This is a genomic window from Streptomyces sp. NPDC005004, from assembly GCF_053600675.1.
This window is the reverse complement of record NZ_JBSGAH010000021.1, coordinates 69,720-82,107: the sequence shown is the minus strand read 5'-3', so window position 1 is coordinate 82,107 and position 12,388 is coordinate 69,720. Positions and strand designations below refer to the sequence as shown.

The following is a 12,388-nucleotide window of genomic DNA, read 5'->3' as shown; positions in this document are numbered from 1 at the left end:
CGTCGTCAGGACGGGTGCCCGTCCCCCAGCGGAACCCCGAGCACCCGGGCGATCGTCCGCAGCACCCCGTTGTCGTTGTTGGACGGCGCCGTGTGCCGGGCGCGCCGCGCGACCTCCGGGTGGGCGTTGGCCATGGCGAAGGACCACTCGGCGGCGTCCATCATCTCCAGGTCGTTGAGGTAGTCCCCGAAGACCATGGTCTGGGCGGGCGTGATGCCCAGCTCGCGCTGGAGTCCGCGCAGGGCGGCGCCCTTGTTGGCGGTGCGGTTCATGACGTCGACCCAGTGCTCGCCGGAGACGACGACCTGGTGGGTGTCCGCGAAGCCGGCCAGCGCCGGGGCGACACCGTACTCGGCCGAGCCGAAGTCGAAGAGCGCGACCTTGATCACCTCGTCCTCGACGGCGGTCAGGTCGGGAACGACGCGGTGTTCGACGTAGTACTTGCGGACCTCGGCGAGGAACGGCTCGTCGGTGCGTTCGACGTACGCGGCGCGCTTGCCGCAGACGACGGCACCGGTGTCCACGCCCTCCGCGAGAAGGCGCCGTGCCGTACGGGCCAGCTCCCCCGCGACGGCCCGCTCCAGCGGGTCGGAGCTGAGCTCCACGCCGTCGCGGACCACATAGGTGCCGTTCTCCGCGATGAACACCATGCCCGCGGAGACCTCCGCGAACTCCTTGGCCAGCGTGGCGTACTGGCGGCCGCTCGCGGGGCTGAACAGCACGCCCCGGTCGCGGAGCTCGGCGAGGAGGTCCCACATGCCCGCGGGCATCGCCTTGTCGTCGTCCAGCAGGGTGCCGTCCATGTCGGTGACGATCAGACGTATGTCGGCCGGGCCCGTGGGCAGGTCGGGGGCGGTGGTCAGGGACGCGGGCGTGGCGGTCATGTCCTTCTTCCGGGTCGGGGCGCGAACCCTCCCAGTGTCCTTCATGCCCCCGGAGGCGTCGGAACCCCATTCCCGGGACACCGCGCCCCGCGACCGCGCACAATGACGCGAGGCAGCGTGATCACGAAGCGGCACCGGCCGCTCGGGGAAAGGGGCGCAAGCGGTGGGCGGACACGACGCGGGGACGACGGCGGGGCGGCTGGACACCTCCGTCGCGCACAACGCGCGAGTGTGGAACTACTGGATCGGCGGCAAGGACCACTACGAGGTGGACCAGGCGGTCGGCGAGCACGTCGCCGGGATGTTCCCGGTGATCCGCGACGTGGCCCGCGCGGACCGGGACTTCCTCCGCCGGGCGGTGCGGTACCTCGCCGCCGAGCGCGGGATACGCCAGTTCCTGGACGTGGGCACCGGGCTGCCGACGGTGGACAACACCCACGAGATCGCGCAGTCGGTCGCGCCCGAGTCGCGGATCGTCTATGTCGACAACGACCCGATCGTCCTCGCGCACGCCCGCTCGCTGCTCACCAGCTCTCCCGAGGGCGTGACGGACTACATCGACGCCGATGTGCGCGACCCGGAGACCATCGTGGCGCGGGCGGCGGAGACGCTCGACCTGCAGCGCCCGGTCGCGGTGATGATGCTGGGCATCCTGAACTTCGTCCTGGACGACGACGCGGCCCGTGACGTCGTGCGCCGGATCATGGCCGCCGTCCCCTCCGGCAGCTTCCTGGTGCTGACCCATCCGACGTACGACGGTGACGTGGGCGGCGAGGGCAACGTGGCGGCGATGGAGTTCTGGAACGCCAACGCCACCCCGCCCATCACCGCGCGCGGCCGGGCCGACATCGCCGGGTTCCTGGACGGTCTGGAGCCGGTCGAGCCGGGACTCGTGCCCTGCTCGCAGTGGTGGGCGGGGTCCGACGCGACCGCCGTCGTACCGCAGTACGGCGCGGTGGCCGTGAAACCCTGAGCGTGACCACGCGGGAGCCCGACCGTCGAGGAGTACCCATGGCCACCCTTGCCGACCCCGTGCCCGGCGGCCGCCCCGGTGAGGCACGGCGGGCCGCCGCCCTGAGTGCCGAGCTGACCGCGCGGGGCGTCCACGGGATCGTGCTCGCGTACGTGGACACGGCGGGCGTCGGGCGGGTCAAGACGGTCCCGCCCGCGCGGCTGGCGGCGGCGGTGACGCGGGGCGTGGGCATGTCGCCGGTCTTCGACACGTTCCTGTCCGACGACTCGATCGTCACCACCGACGTGCTGGGCTCCCCCGACGGCGACCTGCGGCTCTTCCCCGACCTCGACGCGCTGGTCGTCCTGGCCGGGCAGCCCGGCTGGGCGTGGGCGCCGGTGGACCGGATCGCCCAGGAGGGCGCGCCGCATCCCGGCTGCTCGCGGACCTTCCTGCGCCGGATCGTCGCGGAGGCCGCCGAGCGGTACGGCCTGACCTTCCGGGCGGCGGTGGAGATCGAGTGGACGGTGGGACTGGACTCGGCGCCCGCCGGGGAGTTCGTACCGGCGGTGTCCGGACCGGCGTACGGCGCGATCCGGCAGGTCGAGCTGAGCGACATGGGCGCCGAGCTGCTGGCGGCGCTCGCGGCGCAGGGCGTGGACGTGGAGCAGCTCCATCCCGAGTACGCGCCCGGGCAGTTCGAACTGTCGGTGGGGGCGCTGGACCCGGTGGGGGCGGCCGACCGGAGCGTCCTGGTGCGGCAGACGATCCGGGCGGTCGCCCGGCGGCACGGTCTACGCGTGTCCTTCGCCCCGGCCATGGTCGCCGGCGGCGTCGGCAACGGCGGCCACCTCCATCTGTCCTGCCACCGCGACGGGGTGAACCTGCACGCGGGGGGCGAGGGCCGGTACGGCATGACGGCCGGGGCGGAGTCGTTCGTGGCCGGGGTGCTGGCCCGTCTGCCCGCCCTGACGGCGGTGACCGCGCCCAGCCCGTCCGGCTACCTCCGTCTGAGGCCGTCTCAGTGGGCCGGGGTGTTCACCGCCTGGGGCCGTGAGACCCGTGAGGCGGCGCTGCGGATCGTCACCGGCACGGCGGGTCACACCGACGAGAGCGCCAACCTGGAGATCAAGCCCGTCGACCTGGCCGCCAATCCCTATCTCGCCCTCGGCTGTGTCATCGCCGCCGGAATCGACGGACTCGCCGCCGCGCTGCCGCTCCCGCAGGAGATCACCGGCGACCCGGCCCGGTACGACGCCGAGGAGGCGGCCGCGCTCGGGGTACGGCGGCTCCCGGAGTCGCTGACGGAGGCCGTCGGGGAGTTCCGCGCGGACCAGGTGCTGCGCTCGGCCCTCGGCCCGGTCCTCGCGGACGCGGTGACGGCCGTGCGGCTCGGGGAGGCGGCGGCCATGGAGGGCCTGGACGACGCCGGGGTGGCCGCCGCGTGCCGCTGGAGGTACTGACGATGACCGCACCCGGGTCCCTTCAACAGGCGCTCTCAGAGCTGCCGTTGGTGGACCACCACTGCCACGCCGCCTCCACCGCCGACCTCAGCCGGGCCGAGTTCGAGTCGCTCGTCACCGAGGGCGAGGCGTGGCCCGGGATCTCGCCGTTCGACAGCCCCGTCGGCATCGCGGTACGCCGTCACTGCGCGCCCCTCCTCGACCTGCCCCGGCACGCTTCCCCCGAGGAGTACGTGGCCCGGCGTGCGGAGTTGGGCGCGGCCGAGGTCAACCGCCGCTTCCTGACCGCCGCCGGAGCCGAGGCGTTCTGCGTGGACACCGGGTTCGGGCCGGACCCCGGCACCTCTCCCGCCGAACTGGCGGCAGCGGCAGGTGCCTTGTCCTACGAGGTCGTACGGCTCGAACGGGTCGCGGAGGAGGTGGCCGCGCGGGGTGTGGAGCCGGAGGGGTACGCGGAGGCGTTCCGGGCGGCGGCCGGGGAGGCGGTACGGCGGCCCGGTGTGGTGGCGGTGAAGTCGGTGGCGGCCTACCGCACGGGCTTCGCCCTGGACCCGCACCGGCCCGCCGACGCCGAGGTGACACGTGCCGCCCGGGACTGGCAAGCGCGCGGCGGGCGGCTGAACGACCCTGTGCTGGTCCGGCAGTTGCTGTGGACCGCCGTGGATCTCGGGCTGCCGCTCCAACTGCACACCGGGTTCGGCGACGCCGATGTGACCCTGCACCGCGCGGACCCCGCGCTGCTCACCGACTGGTTGCGGCTGACGGCGGGCACGATTCCCGTGGTGCTGCTGCACTGCTGGCCGTATCACCGCCAAGCCGCTTATCTGGCAACGGTGTTCGAGCAGGTGTACCTGGATGTCGGTCTCGCGCTGCACTACGCGGGACCGGCCCGCTCGCGCGTGATCCTGGAGGAGGCGCTGGAGATCACCCCGTTCCGCAAAATGCTGTACAGCTCCGACGCCTGCAAAGTGGCCGAATTCCATCACCTGGGCGCGCTGTGTTTCCGGCGCGGACTGGCCGAGCTGCTCCAATCCCGCGTCGACGCTGACGAGTTGAGCCTGCCGGACGCGCTGCGCATCGCCTCCTGGACGGGCCGCGACAACGCCCGCCGTCTGTACGAACTGCCCGATCCCGCCCGCGATCCCGGCGGGCGCCCCACCCGGAAAGTATGATCAAGCAATGTCTGACATGACCGAGACCACGCCCGGCTGGCTGACCACGGACGAACTGGAAATGGCCAGGGCCCGGATGCCGATCCTGTATGTCGAGGCCGTGCCGGTGCGCGTGGACGACAGCGGCGAAGTCACCAGTATCGGGCTGCTGTTGCGGATCGGGCCGGACGGCACGGTCAGCCGGACCCTGGTCTCCGGACGGGTGCTGCACCACGAGCGGGTGCGCGACGCGCTGCTGCGCCATCTGGAGAAGGACCTCGGCCCGGTCGCGCTCCCCCGGGTGCCCGCCTCCATGCAGCCGTTCACGGTCGCGGAGTACTTCCCGACGGCCGGGGTCACGCCGTACCACGACCCGCGTCAGCACGCGGTGTCCCTCGCCTACATCGTGCCGGTCGCGGGCGACTGCCGGCCCCGGCAGGACGCGCTGGACCTGGTGTGGTTCTCGCCGCAGGAGGCCGCGTCGGCCGCCCTGCAGAGCGAGATGCCGGGCGGGCACGGGGTGCTGCTGAAGCAGGCGCTGGCGCATCTGGGCCTGGTGTTCTGAGCGCGCCCGGACCCGGTGCCTCCGGGTCCGGTGACGTGTACGGCTCGCGCCGGTGGATTCGGACGGGACCGAACGGCCCCGTCCGGGTCCGAGTGGCCCGTGGCGGGGTCGTGGTGCCCGCGCGAACCTGGAGGGAGAGCAGTCCCGAAGGGAGCCGGTGCGATGACCACGACCACCATGACCACGGCGCTCGAACCCGTGTACCGCGAGCGGCTGATGCGCTGCGCCCGCGAGGTCTCCTTCCCGGCCGGCGCCCGGCTCTTCGAGGAGGGCGGGCGCGCCGACCGCTTCTGGATCGTGCGCACCGGCACCATCACCCTGGATCTGCGGGTGCCCGGCCGCCGTCCCGCCATCGTCGAGTCGCTCGGCCACGGTGAACTGGTCGGCTGGTCCTGGCACTTCGCGCCGGGCGTCTGGCACCTGGGCGGCGAGGCGATGAGCCCCGTGCGCGCCTGGGAGTTCGACGCGGCGCCGGTGCGGACGCTGTGCGCGGCGGACCCCGAGTTCGGCCGCGCCGTGGCCACCTGGGTCGGCCGTGTGGTGGCCCACCGGCTGCACGCGTCCCGGGTCAGGCTGCTCGACCTGTACGCCCCGTACGGCAGCGGGGACCTGCTGTGACCTCGGCGGCGGCGGCGCCCGGACCGCGCTCGGCGGAGCCGGTACCGGGGGACGGGCCGTACCGGGTGGGCGACGTGATGACGCGGGCCGTGGTCGCGGTGGGCAGCGGCACGCTGTTCCGGGACCTGGTCGAGCGGATGGAGCAGTGGCGGGTGAGCGCGCTGCCGGTGCTGGAGGGCGACGGCCGGGTGATCGGCGTCGTCTCGGAGGCCGATCTGCTGCCCAAGGAGGAGTTCCGCGACAGCGAGCCGGACCGGCTGACCCAACTGCGCCGGATGGGCGACCTGGCGAAGGCCGGGGCGGTGACCGCCGGGGAGCTGATGTCCGCGCCCGCCGTCACCGTGCACGCGGACGCGACGCTTCCCGAGGCGGCCCGGATCATGGCCGTCAAGGGCGTCAAACGGCTCCCCGTCATCGACGCCCAGGGCGCGCTCGTGGGCGTCGTCACCCGGGGCGACCTGCTGAAGGTGTTCCTGCGCTCGGACGCCGAACTGGCCGACGAGATACGGCGGTCCGTGGTCGACGTGCTCTTCCCGGCGCCGGTGGAGCCGGTGCACGTGGTGGTCGCCGAGGGCGTCGCGACGCTCACCGGGTGTGTGCGGGACGCGGAGCGGGTCGAGCTGGCGGCCCGGATGACGCGGGGCGTGGAGGGCGTGGTGGACGTGGACTGCCGGCTCACGGCCGAAGGGGGCTGAGCCGCGCGCTGTGCCACGCCCCGGGTGGGCGCACAGCGGGGGTTCAGTGCGCCGGACGCTCCTCCGCCCCCTGGTCGAGCTGCGAGGCGATCACCGCCGCCTGGACCCGGCGCTGCACGCCGAGCTTGGCCAGCAGCCGGGAGATGTGGTTCTTGACCGTCTTCTCCGACAGATACAGCCGCTGCCCGATCTCCCGGTTGGTCAGGCCGTCCCCGATCAGCGCGAGGATTTCCCGCTCCCGGGGCGAGAGCGCCTCCAGTTCGGGCGGCAGCGCGGGCGCGGCCTCGGCGGGGTCGGCGCGCAGCGAGCGCATCAGCCGGGCGGTGGTGGCGGGGTCCAGCATGGACTGTCCCGAGGCGACGGTGCGGACCGCCGAGATCAGGTCGGAGCCCTTGATCTGCTTCAGGACGTACCCCGCGGCGCCCGCCATGATCGCGTCGAGGAGGGCGTCCTCGTCGTCGAACGAGGTCAGCATCAGGCACGCCAACTCGGGCATACGGTCGCGCAGTTCGCGGCAGACGGTGATTCCGTCGCCGTCCGGGAGCCGTACGTCGAGCACGGCGACGTCCGGGCGCAGGGCGGGGCCGCGGGCGAGGGCCTGCTGCGCGGAGTCGGCCTCGCCGACGACGGAGATGTCGGGTTCGGAGTCGAGCAGATCGGCCACGCCCCGGCGGACGACCTCGTGGTCGTCCAGCAGGAACACCCGGATCGGGTGCTGCTCGGTGAAGACGCGTGTCTCGGGCATGACGACCTCTCGTTTCCCGGGGCCGGACGGACAGGACCGGGCCCACCAGCCGGATCATGACCCGCCGGTCCCCTACAGACTAGGGCCGAACGGTCCCGCCTCACCCCTCACCTGGGGAATCAGCTCCGCGCGCCCTCGGTGCGGCCGGGCGCCGGGGCGAGGTCGAACTCCACGTCCACCACGCCCTCGACGGCGCGGACCAGCCGGGCGGCGACCGGCACCAGGGCCGTGTCGCGCACCGAGCCCGTGAGGGTGACCACCCCGTCCCGTACCTCCACGTGGATCATCGAGTCGGGCGGCGGGAAGATCCAGGAGACGATGTCGCGGCGGACCTCGCGCTCGATGTCGTGGTCGTCGCGCAGGAAGACCTTCAGCAGGTCGGCGCGGCTGACGACGCCCTCCAGGGCACCCTGCTCGTCCACGACCGGAAGCATCCGCACCCCGGCGCGGGCCATGCGCCGCGCCGCCTCCGCGAGGGTGGCGCCGGAGGGGACGGTGACGGCGGGCGCGGACATCAGCCCGGCCGCCGTGGCCCCCTCGGCCTTCGCGAGGTCCGCGGGGCTGCGGCGCCCGGTGTACGCCTCGCCGGGCGCGTCGCGCAGTTCCTCCTTGGGCAGCAGGTCGGACTCGGAGACGACGCCGGCGACCTTGCCGCCGACGAGCACGGGGAGACTGCCGACCTGGCGGTCCCGCAGCAGCCGCGCGATCTCCTTGAAGGACGTCTCCGGGCCGACTGCCGCCACCGTGCGGGTCATGACGTCGCCGACGCTGCGTGGGGTTGCGTACATGGTGACTCCGTAGGTCCACGGGGGCGGTCGTGTGCGTCGCCTTCCTGTGCCGACGCGTGCCGTGTCTCCAGGGTGCGCCCGGCCGGAGACGCCTCCTAGGGCCGGTCGGCCCCGGGCAGGGACCTGCGGCCCCTGATCCGGCGGGCGGCGCGCCGGGAGGCTGGGGGCGGAGGTGGAGACCATGTCCCGAACCGTCACCGTGGGCTTCGACGGCTCGCCCGAGAGCCGGGCGGCCGCCGACTGGGCGGCCCGCGAGGCCAGGCTGCGCGCCCTGCCGCTGCGGGTCGTGCGCGTCTGGGAGTCGGTGCCCGAACCGATGGCCCAGGCACCGCTGCCGGGCGCCGAGACCCGGCAGCACTGGACCGAGCGGATACCCCGCGAGAGCGCGGAACGCCTGCGCCTGCGCCATCCGGGCATCGAGGTGGTCGTCGAGCAGTACACCGGCGACCCGGTGGGCATCCTGGGCGAGGCCGCCGCCTCGGCCGAGCCGCTGGTGCTCGGCTCGCGCGGGCTCGGCGGGATCGGCGGCTTCGTCGCCGGGTCGGTCGGGGCGGCCGTGACAGCCCGCGCCGAGCGGCCGGTCGTGGTGGTCCGGGCGGACGAGCCGACCACGGACGGACACGGGTCCGGCCCGGCGGCCGGGGACGCGCCCGCCGCACCCGTCGTGCTCGGCCTGGACACCGCCGAGCCGGACGAGACGCTGCTGCGGTTCGCCTTCGGCGCGGCCGCCCGCCGCGGCGTCCCCCTGCGCGTGGTGCACGTCTGGCGACCGCCGCCCGCGTACGCCTGCGAGCTGTCCGCCTGCGCCTACGGCCCGGCGGGCCCCGGCGACGGCCCGGGCTCGGCCGGGGAGCTGGAGGCGGAGGGTCTGGCCAAGGTGCTCCAGCCCTGGCGGCAGTCGTTCCCCGGCGTCGAGGTGGTGGCGGAGAGCCGGCCGGGCAGCGCGGCGCGGGTACTGGTCGAGGCGGCGCGGGAAGCCGGTCTGGCGGTGGTCGGCAAGCGGCTGCGCGCCGGGCGGCTCGGCGCGCACCTCGGACATGTGGCGCACGCGGTGCTGCACCACGTCGCCGCTCCGGTTGCCGTCGTGCCGCACACCTGACCGGATGGTGACGAGGGACGCCCGGCCGGACGACCGGAGGGCGGCGAGGACCCCGGTTACGAAGGGAGAGGGCGGACACCATGGACCAGCCGATCGTCGTCGGCGTGGACGGCTCGGAACAGAGCCTGCGCGCCGTGGACTGGGGAGCCGACGAGGCCGCCCTGCGCGGGGCACCGCTCCGCCTGGTGTACGCCTCGTTGTGGGAGCGGTACGAGGGCGAGCTGATCGCGCAGGAGCTGAACCGGCCCGTGGAGGAGGTGATGGCCCGGGACGTGGTCGGCACCGCCGAGGAACGGGCGCGGCGCCGTCACCCGGACGTGCCGGTCACCACCGACGTGCTGCCCGACGAGCCGGAGTACGGCCTGGTGCGCGAGAGCCGTCTGGCCCGTGCGGTGGTGCTGGGCTGCCGGGGCCGCAGCGGGCTCACCGAGGCGCTGCTCGGGTCGGTCAGCCTGACGGTCGCCGGGCACGCGCACTGCCCGGTGATCGTGCTGCGCGGCGGCCACGACGATCCGGAGCGCGCCGGGACCGGGCGGATCGTGCTGGCCGTCGGCGAGAAGCCTGCGGGCACGGCGGCCGTACGGTTCGCGGCCGGGGAAGCCGTCCTGCGCGGGCTGCCCCTGGAGGCGGTACGCGCCTGGCGGCACCCTTCGGGCCCGCTGCCCGGCCATGTCCCGCACGACGGCGACCCGGAGCGGGCGGCGCTGGAGACGGTGGAGGAGGTCCTGCGGGACCTGCCCTCCGGTGTCGAACCGGTACGGCGCGTCATGGAGGGCCCCACCCGTGACGCGCTGCTCGACGCCTCCCAGGGCGCGGTCCTGCTCGTGGTGGGCGCCCGGCGCCGGCACGGCCGCTTCGGCCTCCAGCTCGGCCGGGTCGCGCACGGGGTGCTGCACCGGGCGGACTGCGCCGTGGCCGTCGTACCGGAACCGGACTGACCGGCGCGGAGCCGCGCCGACCCGAGACCCACGACCCCGTCGATCGACCCCGCGAGGCTTCCATGACCGACACCACCGCCCAAAGCGTGCTCACCGACGATGAGTTGACCGCGCTCCTGGCGCACTGGCGCGCCGCCAACTATCTCTCGGCGGGCCAGATCTACCTCATGGCGAACCCCCTGCTGACCGAGCCGCTGCGCCCGGAGCACATCAAGCCCCGGCTGCTCGGGCACTGGGGCACCACGCCCGGACTGAACCTCGTGTACACGCATCTGAACCGGGTGATCCGCGAGCGCGGGCTCGACGCGCTGTGCGTGTGGGGGCCGGGCCACGGCGGTCCTGCCGTCCTCGCCAACTCCTGGCTGGAGGGGAGTTACGCGGAGATCTACCCGGACGTGAGCCGCGACGGGGAGGGCATGGAGCGGCTGTTCCAGCAGTTCTCCTTCCCCGGCGGGGTGCCCAGCCATGTGGCACCGGAGACGCCGGGCTCGATCCACGAGGGCGGCGAGCTGGGGTACTCGCTCGCGCACGCCTACGGCGCCGCCTTCGACAACCCGGACCTGCTGGTCGCCTGCGTGATCGGGGACGGCGAGGCGGAGACCGGCCCGCTCGCCACGTCCTGGCACTCCAACAAGTTCCTCGACCCGGTGCACGACGGCGCGGTGCTGCCGATCCTCCATCTCAACGGCTACAAGATCGCCAACCCGACGGTCCTCTCCCGGCTCCCGCAGGCCGAACTCGACGCGCTGCTGCGGGGATACGGCCATGAACCGCTGTACGTGTCGGGCGACGACCCGGTCGAAGTGCACCGCGCGACGGCGGCGGCCTTCGACGAGGCGCTGGACCGGATCAAGCTGATGCAGGACAGCGCGCGTGAGGACGGCGTCACCGAGCGGGCGCACTGGCCGATGATCGTGCTGCGCACGCCGAAGGGCTGGACGGGACCGGCCGAGGTGGACGGACTGCCCGTGGAGGGCACCTGGCGCGCGCATCAGGTGCCACTGGCCGGGGTGCGCGAGAACCCGGAACACCGGGCGCAGTTGGAGCACTGGTTGCGTTCCTACCGGCCCGAGGAACTGTTCGACGCGGAGGGGCGGCCGGTCGCCGAGGTGCTCGCCTGCGTCCCGGAGGGCACCCGCCGGCTCGGCGCGAACCCGCACGCCAACGGCGGTCTGCTCGCCCGTGAACTGCCGCTCCCCCTCCTTGAGTCGTTCGGTGTGCCGGTGGACAAGCCGGGCGCCACGCTGCACGAACCCACGCGTGTGCTGGGCGACTTGCTGGAGCAGGTCATGGAGGACACGCGTACCCGGCGGGACTTCCGGCTCGTCGGTCCCGACGAGACCGCCTCCAACCGGCTCCAGGCGGTGTTCGACGCGAGCGGCAAGGCGTGGCAGGCCGAAGTCCTGCCCGTGGACGAGCACCTGGACCGGCACGGCCGGGTCCTGGAGGTGCTGTCCGAGCACCTCTGCCAGGGCTGGCTGGAGGGGTATCTGCTCACCGGGCGGCACGGACTGTTCTCCTGCTACGAGGCGTTCGTGCACATCGTGGACTCGATGGTCAACCAGCACGTCAAGTGGCTCAGGATCTCGCGGGAGTTGCCCTGGCGGGCACCGATCCCCTCCCTCAACTATCTGCTGACCTCGCATGTGTGGCGCCAGGACCACAACGGCTTCTCCCATCAGGACCCCGGGTTCGTGGACCATGTGCTCAACAAGAGCCCCGAGGTCGTCCGCGTGTATCTGCCGCCGGACGCCAACACCCTGCTGTGCGTGGCCGATCACGTGCTGCGCAGCCGGGACTACGTGAACGTGGTCGTCGCGGGAAAGCAGCCCTGTTTCGACTGGCTCTCGCTGGAGGAGGCCCGGGTGCACTGTGCGCGCGGTGCCGGGATCTGGGAGTGGGCCGGGACCGGGAACGGCGGTGAACCCGATGTCGTCCTCGCCTGCGCGGGCGATGTCCCGACCCAGGAGGTGCTGGCCGCCGCCCAGTTGCTGCGCCGCCATCTGCCGGAACTGGCGGTGCGCGTGGTGAACGTGGTCGACATGACCCGGCTGCTGCCGCACGAGGAACACCCGCACGGGATGAGCGACTTCGCCTACGACGGGCTCTTCACCACCGACAAGCCGGTGATCTTCGCCTACCACGGCTACCCCTGGCTGGTGCACCGGCTCGCCTACCGCCGGGCCGGGCACGCCAACCTGCATGTGCGCGGCTACAAGGAGTCCGGGACCACGACCACGCCGTTCGACATGGTCGTCCGCAACGACCTGGACCGCTACCGGCTCGTCATGGACGTCATCGACCGGGTGCCGGGGCTCACGGTGCGCGCGGCCGACGTACGCCAGAAGATGGCGGACGCCCGCGCCCGGCACCACGACTGGATCCGCGTCCACGGGACGGATCTGCCGGAGGTCGCGGAGTGGAGCTGGGAGAGCTGAGCAGCGCGTGAAGGAAAAAGGGGGGGCCGGGCTCACCCGGCCCCCCTTCGGG

At 73.5% G+C, this 12,388-nt stretch carries 12 protein-coding genes; 9 read left to right on the top strand and 3 right to left on the bottom strand.

All coding sequences use genetic code 11. The features are described from left to right. Window positions 1-5 precede the first annotated feature (5 nt). Window positions 6-884: a Cof-type HAD-IIB family hydrolase gene (locus ACWEEU_RS25900; RefSeq protein WP_451735272.1), complete on the bottom strand. Its 879-nt coding sequence runs from the start codon at window positions 882-884 to the stop codon at window positions 6-8. Between the two features lie 163 nt (window positions 885-1,047). Here ACWEEU_RS25900 and ACWEEU_RS25895 point away from each other — a divergent pair, with 163 nt between their 5' ends. The 6 genes from ACWEEU_RS25895 (at window position 1,048) to ACWEEU_RS25870 (ending at window position 6,328) form a co-directional block, all read left to right on the top strand. Then, window positions 1,048-1,857: an SAM-dependent methyltransferase gene (locus tag ACWEEU_RS25895; RefSeq protein WP_451735270.1), complete on the top strand. Its 810-nt coding sequence runs from the start codon at window positions 1,048-1,050 to the stop codon at window positions 1,855-1,857. Window positions 1,858-1,895: 38 nt separating this feature from the next. After that, a complete protein-coding gene (locus ACWEEU_RS25890; RefSeq protein ID WP_451735268.1) occupies window positions 1,896-3,299 on the top strand; it encodes a glutamine synthetase in 1,404 nt (467 codons plus the stop codon). Window positions 3,300-3,301: 2 nt separating this feature from the next. Further along, complete coding sequence (locus tag ACWEEU_RS25885; RefSeq protein WP_451735266.1) at window positions 3,302-4,471, top strand: amidohydrolase family protein; 1,170 nt, start codon at window positions 3,302-3,304, stop codon at window positions 4,469-4,471. Between the two features lie 16 nt (window positions 4,472-4,487). Further along, window positions 4,488-5,015, top strand: coding sequence for an NUDIX hydrolase family protein (locus ACWEEU_RS25880; RefSeq protein WP_385744137.1), 528 nt, complete (start codon window positions 4,488-4,490; stop codon window positions 5,013-5,015). Window positions 5,016-5,177: 162 nt separating this feature from the next. After that, entirely contained in the window at window positions 5,178-5,633 is a 456-nt protein-coding gene (locus ACWEEU_RS25875; RefSeq protein WP_451735264.1) for a cyclic nucleotide-binding domain-containing protein, read from the top strand. Window positions 5,634-5,710: 77 nt separating this feature from the next. Beyond that, window positions 5,711-6,328 (top strand): CBS domain-containing protein, encoded by a 618-nt coding sequence (locus tag ACWEEU_RS25870; RefSeq protein WP_451735298.1) that lies wholly within the window; start codon window positions 5,711-5,713, stop codon window positions 6,326-6,328. Between the two features lie 43 nt (window positions 6,329-6,371). Here the strand turns inward: ACWEEU_RS25870 and ACWEEU_RS25865 are convergent, their stop codons facing one another. Next, window positions 6,372-7,073 carry a response regulator gene (locus ACWEEU_RS25865; RefSeq protein ID WP_385744112.1) on the bottom strand — a complete coding sequence of 234 codons (702 nt, stop codon included), beginning with the start codon at window positions 7,071-7,073 and terminating at the stop codon, window positions 6,372-6,374. A gap of 119 nt (window positions 7,074-7,192) precedes the next feature. Continuing rightward, on the bottom strand, window positions 7,193-7,861 hold the full coding sequence (locus tag ACWEEU_RS25860; RefSeq protein WP_451735262.1) for a CBS domain-containing protein: 669 nt from the start codon (window positions 7,859-7,861) through the stop codon (window positions 7,193-7,195). A 181-nt stretch (window positions 7,862-8,042) separates the two neighbouring features. On the opposite strand from ACWEEU_RS25860, the gene ACWEEU_RS25855 reads away from it, so the two are divergent. The 3 genes from ACWEEU_RS25855 (at window position 8,043) to ACWEEU_RS25845 (ending at window position 12,336) form a co-directional block, all read left to right on the top strand. Beyond that, window positions 8,043-8,960, top strand: a complete 918-nt coding sequence (locus ACWEEU_RS25855) for a universal stress protein (protein WP_451735260.1) — start codon at window positions 8,043-8,045, stop codon at window positions 8,958-8,960. Window positions 8,961-9,040: 80 nt separating this feature from the next. After that, window positions 9,041-9,898: a universal stress protein gene (locus ACWEEU_RS25850; protein ID WP_451735258.1), complete on the top strand. Its 858-nt coding sequence runs from the start codon at window positions 9,041-9,043 to the stop codon at window positions 9,896-9,898. Between the two features lie 62 nt (window positions 9,899-9,960). Then, window positions 9,961-12,336: a phosphoketolase family protein gene (locus ACWEEU_RS25845; RefSeq protein WP_451735256.1), complete on the top strand. Its 2,376-nt coding sequence runs from the start codon at window positions 9,961-9,963 to the stop codon at window positions 12,334-12,336. Window positions 12,337-12,388: the final 52 nt, after the last annotated feature.

Excerpts from the sequence above, each read along its gene's own strand:
- ACWEEU_RS25860 (WP_451735262.1), bottom strand. The coding sequence starts at position 7,861 with ATGTACGCAACCCCACGCAGCGTCGGCGACGTCATGACCCGCACGGTG.
- ACWEEU_RS25890 (WP_451735268.1), top strand. The coding sequence starts at position 1,896 with ATGGCCACCCTTGCCGACCCCGTGCCCGGCGGCCGCCCCGGTGAGGCA.
- ACWEEU_RS25870 (WP_451735298.1), top strand. The coding sequence starts at position 5,711 with ATGACGCGGGCCGTGGTCGCGGTGGGCAGCGGCACGCTGTTCCGGGAC.
- ACWEEU_RS25880 (WP_385744137.1), top strand. The coding sequence starts at position 4,488 with ATGACCGAGACCACGCCCGGCTGGCTGACCACGGACGAACTGGAAATG.
- ACWEEU_RS25845 (WP_451735256.1), top strand. The coding sequence starts at position 9,961 with ATGACCGACACCACCGCCCAAAGCGTGCTCACCGACGATGAGTTGACC.
- ACWEEU_RS25850 (WP_451735258.1), top strand. The coding sequence starts at position 9,041 with ATGGACCAGCCGATCGTCGTCGGCGTGGACGGCTCGGAACAGAGCCTG.
- ACWEEU_RS25855 (WP_451735260.1), top strand. The coding sequence starts at position 8,043 with ATGTCCCGAACCGTCACCGTGGGCTTCGACGGCTCGCCCGAGAGCCGG.
- ACWEEU_RS25885 (WP_451735266.1), top strand. The coding sequence starts at position 3,302 with ATGACCGCACCCGGGTCCCTTCAACAGGCGCTCTCAGAGCTGCCGTTG.
- ACWEEU_RS25875 (WP_451735264.1), top strand. The coding sequence starts at position 5,178 with ATGACCACGACCACCATGACCACGGCGCTCGAACCCGTGTACCGCGAG.
- ACWEEU_RS25865 (WP_385744112.1), bottom strand. The coding sequence starts at position 7,073 with ATGCCCGAGACACGCGTCTTCACCGAGCAGCACCCGATCCGGGTGTTC.
- ACWEEU_RS25900 (WP_451735272.1), bottom strand. The coding sequence starts at position 884 with ATGACCGCCACGCCCGCGTCCCTGACCACCGCCCCCGACCTGCCCACG.